The following is a 22287-nucleotide window of genomic DNA, read 5'->3' as shown; positions in this document are numbered from 1 at the left end:
CGCCTACGATCACCACGTCGTATTCCATCGACTCGCGTGGGCCGTATTGCTCCAAAAGACTTGCGGGGGTCATCAAAGCTCCTCTTGCCATTAGAATACTTTTTCGGGTTCGTATTGTCGGGTAACGTTCCCCGGGCCGCAACCCAACGGGCCAACTTTAGCACGATCGTTCTATTTTATGCCAGAATGCCCGGCGTGCTGCCGATCGTGCATTCCGGTGCTCTTTCATCCTTGAACAGGAAGCGAAAATGGGCCGTTCGATCAATCTGGAAGGTAAGGTGGCGATGATCACCGGCGCGTCGAGTGGTCTGGGCAAGCGTTTTGCCCAGGTGCTCTCGCAGGCTGGCGCGAAGGTCGTGCTGGCGAGCCGGCGCGTGGAGCGCCTCAAGGAATTGCGCGCCGAAATCGAGGCCGGCGGCGGTGCCGCGCACGTGGTTTCGCTCGACGTGACGGATTACCAGAGCATCCGCTCGGCGGTCGCGCATGCGGAGACCGAGGCCGGGACCATCGACATTCTCGTCAACAACTCGGGTGTTTCGACCACCCAGAAGCTCGCGGACGTTACACCGGCCGACTTCGAGTATGTGTTCGACACCAACACGCGAGGCGCCTTCTTCGTCGCCCAGGAAGTGGCCAAGCGCATGATCATGCGCGGCAACGGCGGCGGCTCCAAGCCGGCGTACCGCATCATCAACATCGCTTCGGTGGCGGGCTTGAGCGTGCTGCCGCAGATCGGCCTCTACGGCATCAGCAAGGCGGCCGTCGTGCACATGACGAAGGCCATGGCGCTCGAGTGGGGGCGGCACGGCATCAACGTGAATGCGATCTGTCCCGGTTATATCGACACCGAGATCAATCACCATCACTGGGCGACCGAGCAGGGCCAGAAGCTGATCTCGATGCTGCCGCGCCACCGGGTGGGCACGCCCGCGGATCTCGACGGCCTGTTGCTGCTGCTGGCCGCCGACGAGTCGGCCTTCATGAACGGCTCGATCATCACCGCCGACGACGGCTTCGCCCTGATGTGAGCCACAAATGCTTCACGCGCGCGCCGGCTTCGCTGCGCCAATCTGCGGCGCGACGTAGACTCGCGCCTTTCGGGTAATACGAAGTCGAAGTCAAAGACTGCAATGCGCAATGAGTGAATACCATCCCGTTTTTGAGATGACCATGCCGATCCGCTGGGGCGACATGGACGCGTTCGGCCGTGTGAACAACACGGTCTACTTCCGCTACATGGAGCAGGTGCGGATCTCCTGGTTCGAGCATATCGGCGTGTCCGGCGAGAGCCGCGAGCGTGGCAACGGGCAGGGGCCGGTGATTGTCAATGCGTCGATGGATTTCCTGAAGCAGCTGCATTACCCGGGCGATATCGTCTGCACGATGACGGTGGGTCAGCCGGGCCGCAGCAGCTTCGATACCGGTTTCGAGCTGCGCCGCGTGGACGATCCCGATACCGTCTACGCGCGCGGCAATGCGCGCTGCGTCTGGATCGACTACGAAGCGGGCAAGTCCGTGCCGATTCCCGACAGCCTGCGCGCGACCATCGAAAACGCGCCGCTCGTGAAGGCCCGCTGATTCCTCTCCTTGCGTTCGGCGTGCGCGCCGCTTCGATGCGCGGTGTCAAAGCCGCACCAATCCCGCTTTGAGCCCGCTTGAAGCCAGCTTGAAGCCAGCTTCAATGCCGTTTCAATGTCCGAGCAGCCGCTGCAGCAATTCGGTGGCGTTGCCCGTGTCGTACTTGCGCATGAGCCGCGCGCGGTAGATGTCCACCGTGCGCGAGCTGATGTCGAGAATCTTCCCGATCTGCTTGCTTGTCTTGCCCGTGACCAGTTGCGCTGCGATTTCGCGCTCGCGCGGCGTGAGCTCGACCGCCACGCGCCGCGTCGCGCTCAGGTCCTCGAAGGTCCAGACGCCCGCGGCATGCGGCTCCGCGCGGTCGAGCGAGCGGCCCGTGACGTGGCACCAGAAGAGCTCACCGTCGGCGCGCTTCATGATGCGGTCGTCGGCGTAGCTGCCCTGGGCTGTCATGATGGGCGGAATGCGCGCGCCGATGCGCTCGAACTCGACCTCCGACGGATACAGCACCAAAAACGACTGGCCGACGAGCGCCTCGCGCGGGCAGCGGAAAATGGCACACACCTGTTCGTTGCAGTCCTCGATGATGCGCTCGCGCGCGAGCACGAGCCCGATGGGCGCGAGGTGAAAGGCGGTCTGATAGTCGAGCGCGGTGGCGGCGGTAGTGGGTTCGGGCATGGCGTGATACGGGTATGGCTTTATGTAGTTTTGCGTATTGTGCCGCAATGCCCGCCCAGCGTACGCTTTGCATCCATCGGAGGGCCGCTCGGGCGTAGCGCCGGGTTTACGGCAGCGCCACCGGGGCACGACTAGAATGAGGCGTCCGGGCGTTCGCTGCACCAGTACGCCGGCCCGCACGAACTCATTGAACGAACAAAATCAGCGAACAAGCGCATCGACGTATTTCCATACGAGGAAGGGACACACTGATGAACAAGGTCTATCAAAGCGCGGCTGCCGCGCTCGAAGGCATCGTCAAGGACGGACAGACGTTCGCGGTAGGCGGTTTCGGGCTCTGCGGCATTCCCGAGGCGCTGATCGGCGCACTGCGCGATTCGGGCGTGAAAGGCATCACCTGCATCAGCAACAACGCGGGTGTGGACGGCTTCGGCCTCGGCCAGTTGCTCGAGACACGCCAGATCAAGAAGATGATCTCGTCCTATGTGGGCGAGAACAAGGAATTCGAGCGCCAGTATCTCGCGGGCGAGCTCGAGCTCGAATTCACGCCGCAGGGCACGCTGGCCGAAAAGCTGCGCGCCGGCGGCGCGGGCATCCCGGCGTTCTTCACCAACACCGGCTACGGCACGCTCATCGCCGAGGGCAAGGAAACGCGCCAGTTTGGCGAGAAGCACTACGTGCTCGAGCATTCGCTCACGGCCGACGTCGCGCTCGTGAAGGCCTGGAAGGCCGACAAGTCGGGCAACCTGATCTATCGCCGCACGGCGCGCAACTTCAACCCGATGTGCGCGATGGCGGGCAAGATCACCGTGGTCGAGGTGGAGGAGATCGTCGAGAACGGCGCGCTCGATCCGGACGCGATCCATACGCCGGGCATCTTCGTGCAGCGCATCGTGCTCAATGCGCACCCCGAGAAACGCATCGAACAACGCACCGTGCGCGCCGCGGCTAGCAAGTAAGAAAGGAGACCGACCATGGCATGGAATCGTGACGAAATGGCCGCCCGCGCGGCGAAGGAACTGCAGGACGGCTTCTACGTGAATCTCGGCATCGGTCTGCCGACGCTCGTGGCCAACCACGTGCCGCAAGGCATGGAAGTGTGGCTGCAATCGGAAAACGGCCTGCTCGGCATTGGCCCGTTCCCGACCGAAGACGAAGTGGACGCCGACATGATCAACGCCGGCAAGCAGACGGTCACGACGCTGCCGGGCTCGTCGATCTTCTCTTCGGCGGACTCGTTCGCGATGATTCGCGGCGGCCACATCAATCTCGCGATCCTCGGTGCGATGCAGGTAAGCGAGAAGGGCGATCTGGCCAACTGGATGATCCCCGGCAAGATGATCAAGGGCATGGGCGGCGCGATGGACCTCGTCGCGGGCGTCGGGCGCGTGGTTGTGCTGATGGAGCATGTGGCCAAGGGCGACCAGCACAAGATTCTTGATGCGTGCGCGCTGCCGCTCACGGGCGTGGGCGTGGTCGATATGATCATCACCGACCTCGGTGTGATCGAGGTGACCGACGCGGGCCTGAAGGTGACCGAGCTCGCGACGGGCGTGACGGTGGACGAAATCAAGGCCAAGACGGGCGCGCCGCTCGACGTGAGCGCGGTGCAGTGATCGCGGCAACGCGGTAGTGGCTGGCTGAAGCATGATGGCAGCGGGCGGGACTTCGGTCCCGCCCGTTTTCGCTTTTGGATGGGGCCATTCTTGCGCGATCGGGCGCGTTTGAAACCTCGGCCGGGTGGCCCAGGCCGAGTGGCCAGGGTGGGTGCGGCGAGCGCGCCGCCACAAGCGGGCGCCGCCCGCGCTCCATGTGTCCCGATGTGCCTCGAGCGGCGGCGTACGCGACGGTCCCGTGCCACAAAGCCGTTTACAATGGCCCCACAGCCTACGGGCACCACCAGCGAGACTTGAGCGATGACTGAACCGTCTGCCGTGCCGCGTCAGCATTACGTCCAGTGCCTCAGTCCTTCGGGACTGCACCGCATGGCGTACACCGAATGGGGCGACTCCGCCAATCCGCGCGTACTGGTGTGCGTGCATGGCCTCACGCGTTCGAGCCGCGATTTCGACAGGCTCGCGGCAGCGTTGTCGGGCACGTATCGCGTGGTCTGCCCCGACGTCGTGGGGCGCGGCCTCTCGTCCTGGCTCGTCGATCCGCGTGGCTATGGCGTCGCGCAATACGTCGCGGACATGGTCACGCTCATCGCGCGCACGGGTGCCGAGCAGGTGGACTGGTTCGGCACGTCCATGGGCGGCCTGATCGGCATGGCGCTCGCGGGGCTGCCTGATACTCCCATCGCCCGCATGCTGCTCAACGACATCGGCCCGCATATCGAACCGGCGGCGCTCGTGCGCATTGGCGAATACGTGGGCCAGGATCAGCGTTTCGGCTCGCTGCAGGAAGGCATCGACAATGCGGCGCTGCTCGCGGCGTCGTTCGGCCCGCTCACTGCGCAGGAATGGCGCGAGATCAACACGCCGCTGCTGCACGAGGTGGACGGGGCATGGCGTTACCGCTACGACCCGCGTATCTCCGAAGGCTTCAAGGGTGTCACGCCTGAACAGAACGAGCAGGGCGAACAGTTCCTGTGGCGCTCGTTCGCGGCCTTCAAGGGGCCGGTGCTGGCCGTGCGCGGCGCGCTCTCGGATCTGCTCTCGCGCGAGACTGTCGCGAAAATGGTCGAGACCGGCCAGCAGGTGTCGAGCGTCGAGATCGCGGGCGTCGGGCATGCGCCGGCATTTCTCGCGGCCGACCAGATCGGGATTGCGCGGCGTTTCTTCGACGGCGGGCCCGTCGGCGGGTCATAATATCGGGATTTCCCGGCGTGCCGATGCCTCGCGGTTGCATTGATGGCATAGCGACACGGGCGCGCCGGGCGCATCCAGACATTCACCTCAACAGGAATCCACATGGCAGTCATTCGTCACCACGTCGGCCCGCGTCTTTCGGAAACCGCCATTCACAATGGCACGGTCTATCTGGCGGGCCAGATCGCCGAGGACACGAACCAGGACATCGGTGGCCAGATGCGCGAAGTGCTCGGCCACATCGACCGCCTGCTCGGCGAAGCGAACAGCGACAAGTCGCTGCTGCTCTCGGTGCAGATCTATATCGCCGACATGAAGGACTTCCCGGGCATGAATGCCGAGTGGGACAAGTGGGTGGCGCAGGGCGCCACGCCGCCGCGCGCGACCGTCGAGGCGAAGCTGGCCAATCCGGAATGCCTCGTCGAAATCGTCGTGGTGGCTGCGCAGCGCGATTGAACGCGCCATCTATCGTCTTGTTGTAGTTTGCAGCCCGGCCGGTACGCCGGCGGGCGCCGTCTCATGAGCAGCGACACCGTACCTCCCGTTTCCGCAGAAGCCTCCGCGAGCGCCGCGCTCCCATCGCTCGACGACGCACTCGCATTCGTGCGCGAGCATGCGGGCGAAGCACGCCTGTCCACTGGCGAGCCGCTCATCGAGCACGCGCAAGGCACGGCGTCCATCATGAGCCGCCTGAACGTCGATCCGCCTGCGGTGCTGGCGGCGGCGCTCTTCAATATCGCGCCGCACCTCGATGACCCGGAGCGCACGCTTGAAGCGCGCTTCGGCGCCGAGGTCGTCAAGCTCGTATTCGACGTGCGCAAGCTGCTGCGCCTTGGCAGCGTGAGCCTGCGCACGGCGGTGCAGAACACCGTGCCGGAAACCGGCCGCGAAGGGCGCGACGCCCAGGCCGCGCGCCGCGCTCAAGTGGAATCGCTGCGCAAGATGCTGCTTGCGTTCGCGCAAGACATTCGCGTGGTGCTGATCAGGCTCGCGTCGCGTGTGCAGTCGCTGCGCTATTACGCGGCAGCCAAGGTCACGCCCGGGCCCGAGATTGCGCGCGAGACGCTAGAGATCTACGCGCCGCTCGCCAACCGGCTCGGCATCTGGCAACTGAAGTGGGAGCTCGAAGACCTCGCGTTCCGCTTCGAGGAGCCGGCCACCTACAAGCGCATCGCGAAGCTGCTCGACGAAAAGCGCGTCGAGCGCGAGAGCTACGTGACCGAGGCCATCGCGCGGCTGCAGCACGAACTTGCTTGCGCGCATATCGAAGCCGAGGTGAGCGGCCGGCCCAAGCACATCTACAGCATCTGGAAGAAGATGCGCGGCAAGGAGATCGACTTCTCCGAGCTCTACGACGTGCGTGCGTTTCGCGTGATCGTGCGCGATATCAAGGATTGCTACACGGTGCTCGGCATCGTGCACAACCTCTGGCAGCCGGTGCCGAAGGAATTCGACGACTACATCTCGCGGCCCAAGCCCAACGGCTATCGCTCGCTGCATACGGTCGTGGTCGGCGACGACGGCCGCGCGTTCGAAGTGCAGATCCGCACGCAGGAAATGCATCAATTCGCCGAGTACGGCGTGGCCGCGCACTGGCGTTACAAGGAAGCCGGCTCGAAGGGCTACGGCGGCCAGTTCAACGCGGGCAGCGCCTACGACGAGAAGATCGCGTGGCTGCGTCAACTGCTCGCCTGGAAGGACGACGTAGCCGATGGCCGTCAGCCGTGGGAGCAATTGCGCCAGGCGACGCTCGACGACGACCATATCTACGTCCTTACGCCCCAGGCGCGCGTGATCGCGCTGCCGCAGGCCGCGACGCCGCTCGACTTCGCGTATCACCTGCATAGCGAGCTCGGCCATCGTTGCCGCGGCGCGCGCGTGGACGGCGCGATGGTGCCGCTCAACACGCAGTTGCACAACGGCCAGACCGTCGAGATCGTCACGGTGAAAGAGGGCGGTCCGTCGCGCGACTGGCTCAATCCGCAGCTCGGCTATCTGCACAGCACGCGTGCGCGCCAGAAGGTGCGGGCGTGGTTCAATGCCATCGACGCAGAGGAGAACATCGCCAGCGGCCGCGCGATGGTGGAAAAGACGCTGCAGCGCGAGGGGCGCACGTCGGTCAATCTCGATCAGCTCGCGGCCAAGCTCGGCTTCAAGTCGCCGGACGAGCTCTTCAGCGTGGTCGGCAAGGAAGAGTTCAGCCTGCGCAACGTCGAGCAGGCACTGCACGACGCGCCCGCCGCCGAGCCGGAGGAAGAAACACCGGAGCAACTCACCAAGCGTGCGAGCGGCGCGAACGTGACGCACGGCGGCTCGTCGGGCGTGCTCGTGGTGGGTGTGGATGCGCTGCTCACGCAACTCGCGCGCTGCTGCCGGCCGGCGCCGCCCGACGATATCTGCGGCTTCGTCACGCGCGGCAAGGGCATGTCGATTCACCGCAGCGATTGCCCGACCTTCCTGCGCATGGCTGGTCGCGCGCCCGAGCGCGTGCTGCAGACCACCTGGTCCGCCGACGTGATGGGCGGGCGCGGCCAGTCTGTCTACCCGGTCGATATCTCGATCGAGGCCACCGACCGCCAGGGTTTGCTGCGCGACATCTCGGAAGTGTTCGCACGCGAGAAGATGAACGTGATCGGCGTGAAGACGCAGTCGCGCCGCAATGCCGCATTCATGCAGTTCACGGTCGAGGTCTCGAATTCGGCGCAAATCCAGCGTGCCTGCGCGCTGCTGGGCGAGGTGGGCGGCGTGCTCAGGGCGGTGCGCAAGGGCTGAAAGGCGCAAGGCGTGGGCCGGGCGTGCCGGCGTTTTGTGCCCCGCCGCAAAAAAGGCTTGCCAAGTCCGCAGTGGCAACATACAATCTTTCTTCTTCAGGCTCGTAGCTCAGCTGGTTAGAGCACCACCTTGACATGGTGGGGGTCGTTGGTTCGAGTCCAATCGAGCCTACCAACGAAATCGAGGCCGCGTCAGGGTATCGGCGAGGCTTCAGTGCAGCAAGGCGCTCAGCGCAACAGGCGATACGGTTATGACACCGCGAACGTTCACCGAAGCAACTTCGGAGCGACGCTAGTCGAGGACCTCTTTCGCCCTGCAATCTGGTTTGAAAAGTGAATGCGGCCCCTCGAAAGCGGGGCCGCATTTTTTTTCGCCGCGAGATTTTCGCGGGGATGTTCCCACGAACGATACGATGTGCCTCCACGGCACTTCTGGAGAAAAACATGGTTGCGATACGTCTGCCCGATGGTTCGGTTCGACAGTACGATCATCCCGTCACGGTCGCCGAAGTGGCGGCTTCGATTGGCCCCGGCCTCGCCAAGGCGGCGCTCGGCGGCAAGCTCGACGGCGAGCTGGTCGATACGTCGACGCTGATCGATCGCGACGCATCGCTCGCCATCGTCACGGACAAGGATGCCGACGGCCTCGACATCATCCGTCACTCCACGGCGCACTTGCTGGCTTACGCGGTGAAGGAGCTCTATCCGGAAGCGCAGGTCACGATCGGGCCGGTCATCGACAACGGCTTCTACTACGACTTCGCCTACAACCGTCCCTTCACGCCCGAAGATCTCGAAAAGATCGAAAAGCGCATGCAGGAGCTCGCGAAGAAGGACGAGCCGGTCACGCGCCGTGTCGTCTCGCGCGGCGATGCGGTCGACTACTTCAAGAGCATCGGCGAGAAGTACAAGGCCGAGATCATCGAGTCGATTCCGGGCGCCGAAGATATCAAGCTGTACGCGCACGGCGGTTTCACGGACCTGTGCCGCGGCCCGCACGTGCCGTCCACGGGCAAGCTCAAGGTTTTCAAGCTCATGAAGGTCGCGGGCGCCTACTGGCGCGGCGACGCGAAGAACGAGCAGCTGCAGCGCATCTACGGCACGGCCTGGACGAAGAAGGAAGATCAGGACCAGTACCTGCACATGCTCGAAGAGGCCGAGAAGCGCGATCACCGCAAGCTCGGCAAGCAGCTCGACCTGTTCCACATGCAGGACGAGTCGCCGGGCATGGTGTTCTGGCACCCGAAGGGCTGGACGCTCTGGCAACAGGTCGAGCAGTACATGCGCGGCCGCCTGCGCGAGGCCGGCTACGACGAGATCAAGACGCCGATGATCATGGACCGCTCGCTCTGGGAAGCGTCGGGTCACTGGCAGAACTATCGTGAAAACATGTTCACGACGGAGTCGGAGAAGCGCGATTACGCCGTCAAGCCGATGAACTGCCCGGGCCACGTCCAGGTGTTCAACCATGGCTTGCGTTCGTACCGCGACCTGCCGCTGCGCTATGCGGAATTCGGCTCGTGCCACCGCAACGAGGCGTCGGGCGCGCTGCACGGTCTGATGCGCGTGCGCGGCTTCGTCCAGGACGATGCGCATATCTTCTGTACGGAAGGCCAGATCATCAGTGAGTCGATCGCCTTCAACACGCTCGCGATGAGCGTCTACAAGGATTTCGGGTTCGATCACATCGACATCAAGCTCTCGCTGCGCCCGGATTCGCGCGCGGGGACGGATGAGACGTGGGACCGCGCCGAGCAGGGTCTGCGCGATGCGCTGACGGCCTGCGGCCTGCAGTGGGAAGAGTTGCCGGGCGAGGGCGCGTTCTACGGTCCGAAGGTCGAGTACCACATCAAGGACGCGCTCGGCCGTTCGTGGCAGTGCGGCACGCTGCAGCTCGACATGGTGCTGCCGGAGCGCCTTGGCGCCGAGTACGTGGCGGAAGACAACAGCCGCCGCCGCCCGATCATGCTGCACCGCGCAATTCTCGGTTCGATGGAGCGTTTCCTCGGTATTCTGATCGAGCACCATGCTGGTGCAATGCCGTCCTGGCTCGCTCCGGTGCAGGCGGTTGTGATGAATATCGCCGAAAGTCAGGCCGAATACGCGGCGAATCTGGCCCAATCGTTGCAAAAACAAGGGGTTAGAGTTCAGGCCGATTTGCGCAACGAGAAAATTAGCTATAAAATACGCGAGCACACGCTTGAGAAGGTCCCGTACCTGCTTGTCGTAGGCGACAAAGAGCGTGAAGCACAAACGGTAGCCGTGCGTGCCCGTGGCGGCGTCGATCTGGGTGTCATGCCTGTCGACGCGTTCTCTGAGCGTCTGGCGCAAGACGTCAAGACGTTCAAGTAAGCCACCTGGCAGCGCGGCTCGTTTTTTTAATTTTTAGAGGAAACGTAACATCGCTACGGATAAGTCGCATCGCATCAACGGTGAAATCACTGCACCCGAGGTGCGTCTCGTCGGAATCGAGAACGAGCCGCTCGGCATCGTAAAGCTGGCCGATGCGTTCCGCATGTCGGAACAGCAGGACGTCGATCTGGTTGAAATTGCCCCGCAGGCGGTGCCTCCTGTGTGCCGCCTGATGGACTACGGCAAGTTCAAGTACCAGGAATCGAAGAAGCAGCACGAGGCCAAGCTCAAGCAGAAGGTCATCCAGGTCAAGGAAGTCAAATTCCGCCCGGGTACCGATGACGGCGATTACAACGTCAAGCTGCGTAATCTCATCCGCTTCCTCGACGACGGCGACAAGACGAAGATCACGTTGCGTTTCCGCGGCCGCGAAATGGCCCACCAGGAAATCGGCATGCGCATGCTTGAGCGCCTGCGCACCGACCTCGAAGAAGTCGGTCAGGTCGAGCAGATGCCGAAGATGGAAGGGCGCCAGATGATCATGGTGCTCTCGCCCAAGAAGAAGAAGTGATTGGCGCGCCGCGCATTCAACCATGTGCGGCGGTCACAGCAGTTTTGTCAGACGTTTTCTTCGCAGTTCTCGCGAAGAAGGCGGGAAGCAGGTTCCGGAACGGCGCCCGCGCGCCGCACGAACAGTGCGGCAAACGGGCGTTTTTCCTGAAAGCGGCGGCAAGCTTGTCTTTTATAGAGCAGCCAGCTGCCAAAACAAGTGGAGTGGGTTTCGAAGGGCGGTTTGAGGGCGAAGCGGCGTTTGTCAAAAGCGCGTGCCAGAGCCAACCGCACACCCATGTCCATCAAATAATGGAGTTTTTGTCATGCCCAAGATGAAGACCAAGAAGAGCGCCGCAAAGCGCTTTGTGGTTCGTCCGGGTGGTACCGTCAAGCGCGGTCAAGCCTTCAAGCGTCACATCCTGACCAAGAAGACCACCAAGAACAAGCGTCATCTGCGTGGTGCAACGGCCGTTCATGAGGCCGATGTGAAGTCCGTTCGCGCAATGATGCCGTTCGCGTAATCCTCAACCGACAACTCATAGGAGCTACTCATGCCTCGAGTCAAACGTGGGGTTACCGCACGGGCCCGTCACAAGAAGATCATCAACCTGGCCAAGGGTTACCGCGGCCGTCGCAATAACGTCTACCGCATCGCCAAGCAGGCGGTCATGCGCGCGGGCCAATACGCCTACCGCGATCGCCGCAACAAGAAGCGTGTGTTCCGCGCACTGTGGATCACGCGTATCAACGCGGCGGTGCGTCAGCACGACATGACCTACAGCGTGTTCATCAACGGCCTGAAGAAGGCTTCGATCGAACTCGACCGTAAGGTCCTCGCTGACATGGCGGTGTTCGACAAGGCTGCATTTGCTGCGATCGTCAAGCAGGTGAAGGCCGCCGTCGCTGCCTGAGCGCCGTATCAGGTATTGCGCAGGTTCGTTGCAGCAGACATTCCGGTTGTCTCGGTGATGTTGCAACAAAAACGGGGCTCCTCACCGAGCCCCGTTTTTGTTGGTGAAGCGCTATCTGCGCGCTTCCTGCGAGTGCCTTCATGTCGTCGCGCCCGTGCGTCATCATCGTGGCCGACAACGTGAATTGTGCCGCTCAAGTCTCAAACACTGACGCTGAAAAGATGGGATCAATGGATCTGGACCAGATTGTCGCCGACGCGCAAGGCGCGTTCGCTTCCGCCCCCGACGTCAACACGCTTGAAAACGAAAAGGCGCGTTTTCTCGGTAAATCCGGCGCACTGACCGAGTTGCTCAAGGGCCTCGGCAAGCTCGATGCGCAAACGCGCAAGACCGAGGGTGCGCGCATCAACGCCGTCAAGCAGCAGGTCGAGGCGGCGCTCAATGCGCGCCGCCAGGCGCTTGCCGATGCACTGCTGAACCAGCGTCTCGCCGCCGAGGCGATCGACGTCACGCTGCCGGGCCGCGGCACGGGTACCGGCAGCCTGCATCCGGTGATGCAGACGTGGGAGCGCGTCGAGCAAATTTTCGGCTCGATCGGCTTCGACGTGGCCGACGGTCCCGAGATCGAAACCGACTGGTACAACTTCACCTCGCTCAACAGCCCGGAAAACCATCCGGCGCGTTCGATGCAGGACACGTTCTACGTGGACGGCAAGGACGCCGAAGGCCGGCCGCTCCTGCTGCGCACGCACACGAGCCCGATGCAGGTGCGCTACGCGCGCACGCACACGCCGCCCATCAAGGTCATCGTGCCGGGCCGCACCTATCGCGTGGACAGCGACGCCACCCACTCGCCGATGTTCAACCAGGTCGAAGGCCTGTGGATCGAAGAGAACATCAGCTTCGCGGACTTGAAGGGCGTCTATTCGGACTTCCTGAAGAAGTTCTTCGAGCGCGACGACATCCAGGTGCGTTTCCGCCCGTCGTACTTCCCGTTCACGGAACCGTCGGCCGAAATCGACATGATGTTCGAGCAGGGCAAGAACGCCGGCAAGTGGCTCGAGATCTCGGGTTCGGGGCAGGTGCATCCGACCGTGATCCGCAACATGGGCCTCGACCCGGAGCGCTATATCGGCTTTGCGTTCGGCAGCGGCCTCGAACGCCTGACGATGCTGCGTTATGGCGTGCAGGATCTGCGTCTGTTCTTCGAAGGCGACCTGCGCTTTTTGCGCCAGTTCGCTTAAACGCGAAGGCCCACGCACGGCATCCGCGGTTCGCGAAGCGCACGCAGCACCTCAAGCCCCTTGGGCAGTGCGCGAGAAAACGCTACGCGACGGTCTCAATCTGTCTGGAACGTAAAACGAAATGCTATTCCCCGAATCCTGGCTGAGAAGCTTTGTCGATCCGAAGCTCACGACCGATGAGCTGGCCCACGCGCTCACCATGGCCGGCCTCGAAGTCGAAGGCCTGCGCCCGGCCGCGCCGCCCACGTCGAAGATCGTGGTGGGCCGCGTGCTCGAAGTCGTCAAGCACCCGGACGCGGACAAGCTCAACGTCACGCAGGTCGATGCCGGCACCGGCACGACGCTGCAGATCGTGTGCGGCGCACCCAACGTGGCGCCCGGTATCAAGGTGCCGGTGGCGCTCGTGGGCGCGGAGCTGCCGCCCGCGGAAGAGGGCGGCAAGCCCTTCGCGATCAAGCTCTCGAAGCTGCGCGGTGTGGAAAGCCAGGGCATGCTGTGCTCGGCGCGCGAACTGAAGCTCTCCGAAGACCACAGCGGTCTCATGATCTTGCCGGAAGACACCCCCATCGGCCAGGACATTCGCGAGACGCTCAACCTCGACGACACCATCTTCGAAATCAAGCTCACGCCGAACAAGGCCGACTGCCTTTCGGTGTACGGCATCGCGCGCGAGACCGCCGCGATCACCGGCGCGCCGCTGCAGGCCCCCGTGTTCCCGCAGGTCGAAGTCAAGCTCAACGAAACGTTGCCCGTGAAGATCTCGGCGCCGGACCTGTGCGGCCGCTTTTCGGGCCGCGTGATTCGCGGCGTGAACGCGCACGCGAAGTCGCCTGCGTGGATGGTCGAGCGCCTCGAGCGCTCGGGCCAGCGCAGTATCTCGGCGCTCGTCGATATCTCGAACTACGTGATGCTCGAGCTGGGCCGCCCGTCGCACGTGTTCGATCTCGACAAGATCCACGGCTCGATGGATGTGCGCTGGGGCAAGAAGGGCGAACAGCTCAAGCTGCTCAACGGCAACACCGTCGAAGTCGATGAAACCGTGGGCGTGATCGCCGACGAGCGCGAGATCGAAAGCCTCGCGGGCATCATGGGCGGCGACAGCACGGCCGTCTCGCTCGACACGAAAAACATCTATCTCGAAGCCGCGTTCTGGTGGCCCGACAGCATTCGTGGCCGCTCGCGCCGCTACAACTTCTCGACCGACGCGGGCCACCGCTTCGAGCGTGGCGTGGACTGGGCCACGACCGTCGAGCACATCGAACGCATCACGCAGCTGATCCTCGACATCTGCGGCGGCGAGGCGGGTCCGGTCGACGACCAGACCGTGAACGTGCCCAAGCGCGAGCCGGTGAAGATGCGCGTCGCGCGTGCGAACCGCATCATCGGCGTGAAGATAGATGCTGATGAGATCGCACAGATCTTCACGCGTCTGGGCCTCACGTTCACGCGCGAAGGCGATACGTTCAGCGTGACGCCGCCGCCGTACCGTTTCGACATCGAGATCGAGGAAGACCTGATCGAAGAAGTCGCGCGCATCTACGGCTTCGAGAAGATTCCGGCGAACCCGCCCGTCGCGCGCAGCGAGATGCGTGCAACCAACGAAACGCGCCGCTCGATTCACGCGATCCGTCACGCGCTTGCCGCGCGCGACTACGCCGAGACGATCAACTTCAGCTTCGTCGACGCGGAGTGGGAACAGGATCTCGCAGGCAATGCGAATCCCGTGAAGCTGCTCAATCCGATCGCGAGCCAACTCTCGGTCATGCGCACGACGCTGTTCGGCAGCCTCATCAACGTGCTGCGCCACAACCTCAACCGCCGCGCCGACCGCGTGCGCGTGTTCGAGGCGGGCCGCGTGTTCCTGCACGATCCGTCGATCAAGGCCGGCGAGATGGCGGTGGAAGGCTTCGCACAACCGAAGATGATCGGTGCGCTCGCCTACGGTCCCGCGCTCGAAGAGCAGTGGGGCGCGCAAACGCGCGGCGTCGACTTCTTCGACGTGAAGGGCGATCTCGAAGCGCTGTTCGCGTCGCTGGGTGCGGCAAAAGCGCCGCGTTTCGTGAAGGCCGAGCACCCGGCGCTGCATCCGGGCCGTAGCGCGCGCATCGAAGTGGATGGCCGCGCCGTGGGCTGGATTGGCGAGTTGCATCCGCGCTGGATGCAGAAGTATGACCTGCCTCATGCGCCGATCCTCTTCGAAGTGCAAGCCGACGCGCTGATGGCGCGCGAACTGCCCGCACCGTCTGAAGTCTCGAAATTCCCGCCGGTCCGGCGCGACATTGCGCTTGTCGTCGATCAAAAGATCGAGGTTCAGGCGTTGCTCGACGAGCTTTACAAGGGCATGCAGGACGAGCCCTGCAAGATTGTCCAGAGGGTTGCATTGTTCGATGAATTTCGTGCAAAATCAAACACTTCCGGACTTGGCGCGGACGAGAAAAGCCTTGCCTTCCGGGTGACCCTGCAAGATACTGGCGGGACCCTTCAGGACGAAACGGTCGATGCGGCCATCAAGTCCCTGGTGGATCGCCTGGCTCGAGTGTTTGGCGCCCGGTTGCGCGGATAAGCTCCACGGCTCATCTCCTACCGACATAGGCTTCCGGTTCGTGCAGTCCCGAGAACCGGAAGCGCGCCATTTCATAGATAGATGAACGAAATGAACTCGAGTGATTTCGAAGCCCTTCTTGCGGCACAGCGTAGCGCCATGATTCGCGACATCCCTGCCTCGTCGGCAAGCGCCACGAACGACACGCCCACGCTGACCAAAGCCGAGCTCGCGGAACTGCTGTTCGACAACGTCGGGCTCAACAAGCGCGAGGCCAAGGACATGGTCGAAGCGTTCTTCGAAGTGATTCGCGACGCGCTCGAAAGCGGCGACAGCGTGAAGCTCTCGGGCTTCGGCAATTTCCAGTTGCGCGACAAGCCGCAACGGCCTGGCCGCAACCCGAAGACCGGGGAGGCGATCCCCATTGCAGCGCGACGCGTGGTGACGTTCCACGCGAGCCAGAAGCTCAAGGCACTAGTCGAGAGCGGCGCAGAGGCAAGCTTCACGCGCTGATTCGTCGATCAAGGCATCATGCGCGGGATGACCCGCGCGGCCCGCACGGGTGAGCATGCAGCGGGCGTGACTGGAAACAACTGACCCAGGCGGCGACGCCACATTGCGCAACCACCACGACGGCAACCCGGCGATGACATCGACAATCGAAAAGGTCGTCTTGCCCCCCATCCCCGCCAAGCGCTACTTCACGATTGGCGAAGTGAGCGAGCTGTGCGGCGTGAAGCCCCATGTGCTGCGGTATTGGGAGCAGGAGTTCACGCAGTTGAAGCCCGTCAAGCGGCGCGGCAACCGCCGCTACTATCAGCATCACGAAGTCCTGCTGATCCGGCGTATTCGTGAACTGCTCTACGAGCAGGGGTTCACGATCAACGGCGCGCGCAACCGGCTCGATTCGCCGGGTGCGGTGGCTCATGAAGCGGCGCCGGGCGAGGCGGGTGAGATGCCCGCTGCGCAGGGCAATATGGCGCTGGTTGACGTCGATCAGTTGCGCAAGGAGTTGCTGCATGTGATCGACCTGCTCGGGCAGTGAAGATCCCTCAAACAATCTTTGTGACGAATTGCGATTCGGGTGGTTCTAATTAGAGAAAGGGTCTGTTATACTTTCTAGCTCTCGGGGCGTAGCGCAGCCTGGTAGCGTACCTGCATGGGGTGCAGGTGGTCGGAGGTTCAAATCCTCTCGCCCCGACCAGAAGTCAAAAAGGCCTTACGGTGCAAACCGTAAGGCCTTTTTCTTTGGCATCGTGAACCGCGCGTGGATCAACAGCACGGGCACGTGCTCACTGTGAATCGACGAACTGCACGACTTCGCCGTTATCGCGCTTCAGATACATATCGGTGCCCTTCATGCGCACGTCGTTGCACGAGTACGGCATCTTGCTGCCCTTGCTGCAGATCTTGCCGTCCTCCGCCTTCCAGTCGCCGTGATCGGCGAATCCCTTGCTCGACTTGAAATCGTAGCTGCCGCCTTCGCCGTACTGGACGTGCCACATGCTGCCGTCACCAATCTTGATGTCGAATACCTTGCCGGTGAGGCGTTGCTGAATGTCGGCGGCACTGGGCGTGGTGGCGCCGTCGGGGAAGGCCGCGCCTTGCGCAAGCGCAGCCGCGGCGGGGATCAAGAGCAGGACGGCAAACAAGGTCTTCATTCGATCTCTCCTGTCGATGGGAAGGCCGGCGGCGAGCGCGGGCCGACGTCTCGCGCCGACGTTCCAGTCTACGCCGACGCGTTGCGCTGCTATGTGACTTCGTGCACGCAGCGCCCGAGTTGCTGCGGACTGTGTTAAGTCCTTCAATTCAAAGCGTTTGTGTCCACCGGCCGGGAATGAGTGAGCAAGATTCGGTGTTAATTTTTCTCACATATCGATGAGAATCATTCGTTATGAGGGTTGCGCCGCGCACAGTACGATTAGCGCTTATCCGCCGGTGCTGTACCTTCCGTGCTTGAACTTTCGTTCTGTACTTTCCGGATACGGCCACCGGACGCCAACGGGCCACACAGCCAGCGCCACTTCCATGAATCCGATCGAACTCGCTCAACTCGTCTTTCTCGCCGCCCTGTGGGGCGGGTCGTTCCTCTTTATCCGTGTTGGGGTGACCGATCTGGGCGTGGCGCCGCTGATGGCGCTGCGTGTCGGCATCGGCGCGCTGTTCCTGCTGCTCGTGCTGTTCTCGAGGCGCTCGCCTCGCGAGGCGCTCGGCGCCTTGCGCGAGCACGCGTGGCCGCTCTTCGTGGTCGGCATCCTCAATTCGGCCGCGCCGTTCTGCCTCTTCGCGTGGGCCGAGCTGACACTCTCCGCAGGCGTGACCTCGGTGATCAACGCGACCACGCCGTTGTTCGGCGCGATGGTCGCGTACCTGTGGCTCAAGGACCGGCTGAGCGGCCTGCGCATCGCCGGCCTCGCGATCGGCTTCGCGGGTGTGCTCGCGCTGGTCTGGGATCAGATCGCCACGCGCGCCGGCGACGGCGCGAGCACCTCGGCCACCTTGCTCGCAGCCGGGGCGGCGCTCTGTGCGGCGGCCCTTTACGGCGTCGCGGCGAGTTTCACGAAGCGGCATCTGACCGGCGTCGATCCGCTCACGGTGGCCGCCGGCACCATGACAGCCGCGACCGTCGTGCTGGCACCGATCGCGCTCGTCACGTGGCCGCATGCCGCCGTCTCCCTGCATGCGTGGGGCGCGGCGCTCTGCCTCGGCATCGCGTGCACGGGCGTCGCGTATCTGCTGTTCTTCCGCCTGATCGCCGCAATCGGGCCCGCGCGCACGATCACCGTGACATTCGTGATTCCGATCTTCGGCATCCTCTGGGGCGCGCTGTTTCTTCGCGAGCACGTATCGGCCGGCATGATCGAGGCGTGCGCTGCGATTCTCGTGGGCACGTCGCTCGCGACCGGCTTCATCAAGCGTCTGCCGGGTTTGGGCGCACGTCAGGAGCGCGCGGGCGCCAAGCAATAGGGACGTTCCACGTAATGCTGCAATTGGATCGTTGTGCGTACATTCGATGTGTGCACAACGATCTGGCGTCGTGCAATGCGACGTCTCGCGCACTCGGCTGTGCCACGGGCGTCAGGCATGCCGGGCTTCAGGCCGCCGCGCGCGTCGCGTCATCGGCGTCATCGGCGGCTTCGACGTCATGCGCGTCATGGCGTGCGCTTTTCGGTCCGCCGGGCAGCCGCACAACGATCAGCGTCCCAATCACGAGCAGCGCTGCAGAGTAGCCGAGTCCTGCAGCGTAGCTGTGCGTCATGTCCTTGAGCCACCCCACCACGAGCGGGTTCGCAGCCGAACTCAGATTGCCGATCGCATTGATGACGGCGAGGCCGACTGCGCGCGCGGCGGGCGAGAACGCCTGATCGGGCGTAGTCCAGAAGATCGACATGGCCGTGTACGAGCCCGCCGAAGCGAGGCACACGCAGAGCAACTGAACGAGCGGCGCGCCGCTGCTCGCGCAGAGCAGGCAGCCGAGCGCGGCGAGGAGCATCGGCGCGATGAGGTGCCACTTGCGCTCCTGGCGGCGGTCCGAGCTGCGTCCCCAGACGATCATCGCGACGATGGTGGCGATCTGCGGAATCGTTGCGATCAGGCCGATTGTTACGTTGCTCGCGCCCGCGCTGAAGCTCTTGACGATGAGCGGCGCCCATACGGCAACCATGGCAAGCGTGTTGACGAGGCAGAAATAGGCCGCCGCAAAGCGAATCACGAGGGGCGATCTGATTTGCTGCCAGAGGCCGGTCTGTTCGCTGTGTGCTTCTCGCGTGGCGGATGCGCTTGCGAGCTCGGCTTCGAGCGTGCGCTTTTCCGCGGGGCTGAGCCAGCGCGCGGCGGCGGGAGCGTCGTCGAGATAGCAAAACGCGACGCAGCCGAGCAGGGCGGCGGGCAGCCCTTCGAGCAGAAAGAGCCACTGCCAGCCGGCGAGCCCGAGGTGGCCGTCGAGCCGCAGGACGAACCCGGATACGGCCGAGCCGAACGCCGCGGTCACGGGCATGGCGATCATGAAGAGCGCGTTGGCGCGGGCGCGCCACGCGGGCGGAAACCAGCACGTGAGATAGAGCAGCATGCCGGGCAGAAAGCCCGCTTCGGTCACGCCTACCAGCATGCGTAGTCCGTACAAGGTCCTCGCGTCGGTGGCGAACATCGTCGCGGTGGAGGCGAGCCCCCACGCGATCATGATGAACGCGATCCAGCGGCGTGCGCCGAAGCGGGCCAGCGCGAGGTTGCTGGGAATGCCGCACGCGATATAGGCGAGATAGAAAAGCGTGGTGGCGAAGCCGAACTGCGTGCTCGTCAGGCCGAGGTCCTTCATCATCGTGAGCCCGGCAAAGCCGATATTGATGCGGTCGAGGAACGACACGACGAACAGCAGGAACAGGAAGCCGAGCAGATGGCGCGATACCTTGCGCGTGACCGCGTCGGCGCTTGCGCGTGCGTTGCTCGAGTTCCGCGCGGGACCCTGTGCGAGCGTGGCATCGCCAGAAGACGCAGCAGCAGATATTGGCGGCGGGCACGTGGCGTTGCGCGGTTGGGTTGGGCTCATGGGTCTCCTCCTAAGCACCGGGCTATCTGGGCATGCGCGCGCCGGTGATGGTCTCTTTTTGTCGATGTCGCCGAGCGCGCATCCCGCGGATTATGCGAGGCGCGTTGGTGCTGTTTGTCCTCATTTTGGGTACAGCGCGCAGTGCGCCAGGGAAGACGCTGATGAGCGATGCTCGTGGGCCAGCGTGATTCGTATGGAAGAAGGTTCTGCAGCGTCGCGTGCTCGAGCGCACGGACGCTTTAATCTGATTAGCGGAAAAAACAATCAATGCCAATCAAGTCGATTTGGCACGGTTGTGCCGTTAAAAGCGAGAGAACCCGTGCTTTGATATGAGGTAAAAGCTACCAGCTAAAGCGTCATTTATTCTGATTGAAGGTATTGCGTATCGTCTTGAAAGCATTGAGTCAGGTATCTGTGAATGGCCAGCGCGCGTTGAGGCCCTGCTATGAGCGAACTGACGAATTGGCGATTACACTTGGCAGCGCAGTGCGCAATACATTTGCAAACGGTGGATCGCAGCGGACTGCTTTCAGTGGCATTTGTCTCCGAAAGGAGTGAGGCAACATAGGCCGGCTGTGAGGGCCGTGAAGAAAAGCAGGCCGTTCAAAATCGAGTCGTGAAGTGTCGTTCGTTTCCGGGGATATTCATGACAGAAAGAAAATTGGGTTGGCAGGCCCGGATGGCGCGTGGCGCATGCGCGGCCCTCCTGGCCTTGGGAGCAGCAGGAGCGCACGCGGACCAATTCGGCATCCAGTTGGCGCCGGGTGTCGCGGACTATGGCGTGAAGAAGCTCGACCTCGGCTTGGTCTGGGATCCGGGGCTTCAGTGGTGGCATTTCGCGGGTTTTCATTTCACCCTGGTAGGCGAGGGGCACGTCGCCTATTGGGACTTGACGGAAAAGGGCGCCTCGCACCCGAACATCTGGGAATTCGGCGTGACCCCGGTGTTCCGCATCATCAAGGACAGTGGGTGGGTCAGGCCGTACTTCGAGGCAGGCGTGGGCGTGCGGCTGCTTTCGCACGTGCGGCTCACGGGTGACCGCACCTTGTCGTCGGCATTCCAGTTCGCGGACATGGTGGGCGTGGGCGCGCAGTTCGGCGAGCACCAGAACTATCAGGCGGGCTTTCGCTTTCAGCACATCTCGAACGCCGACATCAAGACGCCTAACCCCGGCCTGAACTTCAGCGAAATCTACTTTCAGTACAACTTCTGAGTCGCGTTCAGCGCGCGGCTGTTACGCACTTGTCCGCAGCGGGTGGGCGGGCGGCACGATTGTGCCCCCCCGTCGCGCCGATTCCGATCCTCCCTCACAACCCGTTACACTATCGGTTCATGATGCAGTGCACCACGCGCTGCATGGCCGATTTTTTTCCATCAGCGATGCACCGGCGTCGCAGACAAAAAAGTGAGGAGCAGGCATGGCAATCGAGACGGTTGGGATTGTGGGAGCGGGCACCATGGGCAACGGCATCGCGCAGGCGGTGGCCGTGGCGGGATTGAAGGCAGTGATGATCGACGTGACGGACGCGGCGCTCGCGAGAGGGGTGGCGACGCTCACGCACAGCCTCGAGCGGCTGGTTTCGAAGGGCAAGCTCGATGCGGCCGCACGCGATGCGGCGCTCGCGCGCATCGAGACCAGTACCGACTACCAGCGCCTTGGCAGTGCCGACCTCGTGATCGAAGCGGCCACGGAGAACGGCGAGCTCAAGACGCGCATCCTCAAGCAGATCGAAGCCGCCGCGCGTCCCGACGCGATCATCGCGTCGAACACCTCGTCCATTTCGATCACGACGCTCGCGACGACGCTGGCCGACCCGTCGCGCTTCATCGGCATGCACTTCTTCAACCCGGTGCCGATGATGCCGCTCGTCGAGGTCATTCGTGGCCTGCAGACGCGCCCGGCCGTGGCCGATGCCGTGCGCGAGCTCGCGCAGCGCCTCGAGAAGACGCCCATCGCGGTGAAGAACTCGCCGGGCTTCGTCGTGAACCGCATTCTCGTGCCGATGATCAACGAGGCGTTCTTCGTGCTCGCCGAAGGTGTCGCGAGCGCCGAGGAAATCGATGCCGGCATGAAGCTTGGCGCGAATCATCCGATCGGGCCGCTCGCGCTCGCGGACCTGATCGGCCTCGACGTGTGTCTCTCGGTGATGGACGTGTTCCTGAAGGACTTCGGCGACTCGAAGTATCGCGCGTGCCCGCTGTTGCGCGAGATGGTGGCGGCGGGGCAGCTCGGCCGCAAGACCGGCCGTGGCGTCTACCAGTACGACAAGGTTTCCTGAGGCCTTTTCCTGAGGCCTTCCGGC

The 22287-nt window shown here is 63.3% G+C and carries 22 protein-coding genes and 2 tRNA genes; 20 read left to right on the top strand and 4 right to left on the bottom strand.

The genetic code is table 11. The annotated features are described in order from the left end of the window. The first annotated feature begins 248 nt into the window (after positions 1-248). The gene (locus tag EYW47_RS13675) at positions 249-1028 is read left to right on the top strand and encodes an SDR family oxidoreductase (RefSeq protein WP_133195358.1); all 780 of its coding nucleotides are present in this window, start codon (positions 249-251) and stop codon (positions 1026-1028) included. 109 nt (positions 1029-1137) lie between these two features. Beyond that, a complete protein-coding gene (locus EYW47_RS13670) occupies positions 1138-1578 on the top strand; it encodes an acyl-CoA thioesterase (RefSeq protein WP_133195357.1) in 441 nt (146 codons plus the stop codon). Between the two features lie 111 nt (positions 1579-1689). Here EYW47_RS13670 and EYW47_RS13665 read toward each other — a convergent pair whose 3' ends face one another. Beyond that, complete coding sequence (locus EYW47_RS13665) at positions 1690-2256, bottom strand: PAS and helix-turn-helix domain-containing protein (protein ID WP_133195356.1); 567 nt, start codon at positions 2254-2256, stop codon at positions 1690-1692. Positions 2257-2507: 251 nt separating this feature from the next. Between EYW47_RS13665 and EYW47_RS13660 the strand changes: the two genes are divergently transcribed. From EYW47_RS13660 to infC, 8 genes are all read left to right on the top strand, one after another. Continuing rightward, the gene (locus tag EYW47_RS13660) at positions 2508-3215 is read left to right on the top strand and encodes a CoA transferase subunit A (RefSeq protein WP_133195355.1); all 708 of its coding nucleotides are present in this window, start codon (positions 2508-2510) and stop codon (positions 3213-3215) included. Positions 3216-3230: 15 nt separating this feature from the next. Then, positions 3231-3872, top strand: coding sequence for a CoA transferase subunit B (locus EYW47_RS13655; protein WP_133195354.1), 642 nt, complete (start codon positions 3231-3233; stop codon positions 3870-3872). Positions 3873-4172: 300 nt separating this feature from the next. Further along, positions 4173-5066: an alpha/beta fold hydrolase gene (locus EYW47_RS13650; RefSeq protein WP_133195353.1), complete on the top strand. Its 894-nt coding sequence runs from the start codon at positions 4173-4175 to the stop codon at positions 5064-5066. Between the two features lie 102 nt (positions 5067-5168). Next, the gene (locus EYW47_RS13645; RefSeq protein WP_035530931.1) at positions 5169-5522 is read left to right on the top strand and encodes a RidA family protein; all 354 of its coding nucleotides are present in this window, start codon (positions 5169-5171) and stop codon (positions 5520-5522) included. 63 nt (positions 5523-5585) lie between these two features. Next, positions 5586-7838, top strand: a complete 2253-nt coding sequence (locus EYW47_RS13640; protein WP_133195352.1) for a RelA/SpoT family protein — start codon at positions 5586-5588, stop codon at positions 7836-7838. Between the two features lie 97 nt (positions 7839-7935). Continuing rightward, positions 7936-8012: transfer RNA gene (locus EYW47_RS13635), tRNA-Val, on the top strand. 269 nt (positions 8013-8281) lie between these two features. Further along, the gene (thrS, locus tag EYW47_RS13630; protein ID WP_133195351.1) at positions 8282-10189 is read left to right on the top strand and encodes a threonine--tRNA ligase; all 1908 of its coding nucleotides are present in this window, start codon (positions 8282-8284) and stop codon (positions 10187-10189) included. Between the two features lie 49 nt (positions 10190-10238). Continuing rightward, positions 10239-10760, top strand: coding sequence for a translation initiation factor IF-3 (gene infC / locus EYW47_RS13625; RefSeq protein WP_083245567.1), 522 nt, complete (start codon positions 10239-10241; stop codon positions 10758-10760). Between the two features lie 47 nt (positions 10761-10807). On the opposite strand, the gene EYW47_RS13620 is transcribed toward infC, so the two are convergent. After that, complete coding sequence (locus EYW47_RS13620) at positions 10808-11044, bottom strand: hypothetical protein (protein WP_133195350.1); 237 nt, start codon at positions 11042-11044, stop codon at positions 10808-10810. Positions 11045-11064: 20 nt separating this feature from the next. On the opposite strand from EYW47_RS13620, the gene rpmI reads away from it, so the two are divergent. The 7 genes from rpmI to EYW47_RS13585 all read left to right on the top strand — a co-directional run bounded on the left by rpmI (position 11065) and on the right by EYW47_RS13585 (position 16642). Beyond that, on the top strand, positions 11065-11262 hold the full coding sequence (gene rpmI, locus EYW47_RS13615; protein WP_028216806.1) for a 50S ribosomal protein L35: 198 nt from the start codon (positions 11065-11067) through the stop codon (positions 11260-11262). Positions 11263-11292: 30 nt separating this feature from the next. After that, positions 11293-11652, top strand: coding sequence for a 50S ribosomal protein L20 (gene rplT / locus EYW47_RS13610; RefSeq protein ID WP_004192938.1), 360 nt, complete (start codon positions 11293-11295; stop codon positions 11650-11652). A gap of 230 nt (positions 11653-11882) precedes the next feature. Then, on the top strand, positions 11883-12896 hold the full coding sequence (gene pheS / locus EYW47_RS13605; RefSeq protein ID WP_165976549.1) for a phenylalanine--tRNA ligase subunit alpha: 1014 nt from the start codon (positions 11883-11885) through the stop codon (positions 12894-12896). A gap of 121 nt (positions 12897-13017) precedes the next feature. Then, on the top strand, positions 13018-15459 hold the full coding sequence (gene pheT / locus EYW47_RS13600; RefSeq protein ID WP_133195348.1) for a phenylalanine--tRNA ligase subunit beta: 2442 nt from the start codon (positions 13018-13020) through the stop codon (positions 15457-15459). A gap of 81 nt (positions 15460-15540) precedes the next feature. Further along, on the top strand, positions 15541-15951 hold the full coding sequence (locus tag EYW47_RS13595) for an integration host factor subunit alpha (protein WP_028216809.1): 411 nt from the start codon (positions 15541-15543) through the stop codon (positions 15949-15951). Positions 15952-16084: 133 nt separating this feature from the next. Further along, a complete protein-coding gene (locus EYW47_RS13590; RefSeq protein ID WP_133195347.1) occupies positions 16085-16483 on the top strand; it encodes a MerR family transcriptional regulator in 399 nt (132 codons plus the stop codon). An 82-nt stretch (positions 16484-16565) separates the two neighbouring features. After that, positions 16566-16642: transfer RNA gene (locus EYW47_RS13585), tRNA-Pro, on the top strand. Positions 16643-16730: 88 nt separating this feature from the next. On the opposite strand, the gene EYW47_RS13580 is transcribed toward EYW47_RS13585, so the two are convergent. After that, positions 16731-17099, bottom strand: a complete 369-nt coding sequence (locus EYW47_RS13580; RefSeq protein ID WP_133195346.1) for a hypothetical protein — start codon at positions 17097-17099, stop codon at positions 16731-16733. 367 nt (positions 17100-17466) lie between these two features. Here EYW47_RS13580 and EYW47_RS13575 point away from each other — a divergent pair, with 367 nt between their 5' ends. Next, positions 17467-18405 (top strand): DMT family transporter, encoded by a 939-nt coding sequence (locus EYW47_RS13575; protein ID WP_133195345.1) that lies wholly within the window; start codon positions 17467-17469, stop codon positions 18403-18405. Between the two features lie 127 nt (positions 18406-18532). Here the strand turns inward: EYW47_RS13575 and EYW47_RS13570 are convergent, their stop codons facing one another. Continuing rightward, positions 18533-19984: an MFS transporter gene (locus EYW47_RS13570; protein ID WP_133195344.1), complete on the bottom strand. Its 1452-nt coding sequence runs from the start codon at positions 19982-19984 to the stop codon at positions 18533-18535. 646 nt (positions 19985-20630) lie between these two features. On the opposite strand from EYW47_RS13570, the gene EYW47_RS13565 reads away from it, so the two are divergent. Then, positions 20631-21197, top strand: coding sequence for an acyloxyacyl hydrolase (locus tag EYW47_RS13565; protein WP_133195343.1), 567 nt, complete (start codon positions 20631-20633; stop codon positions 21195-21197). Positions 21198-21402: 205 nt separating this feature from the next. Further along, positions 21403-22263 carry a 3-hydroxybutyryl-CoA dehydrogenase gene (locus tag EYW47_RS13560; RefSeq protein WP_133195342.1) on the top strand — a complete coding sequence of 287 codons (861 nt, stop codon included), beginning with the start codon at positions 21403-21405 and terminating at the stop codon, positions 22261-22263. Positions 22264-22287 lie beyond the last annotated feature (24 nt).

The sequence above is a fragment of the Paraburkholderia silviterrae genome (genome assembly GCF_004353915.1).
GTDB lineage: Bacteria > Pseudomonadota > Gammaproteobacteria > Burkholderiales > Burkholderiaceae > Paraburkholderia > Paraburkholderia silviterrae.
This window is presented reverse-complemented; position numbering and strand designations above follow the sequence as displayed.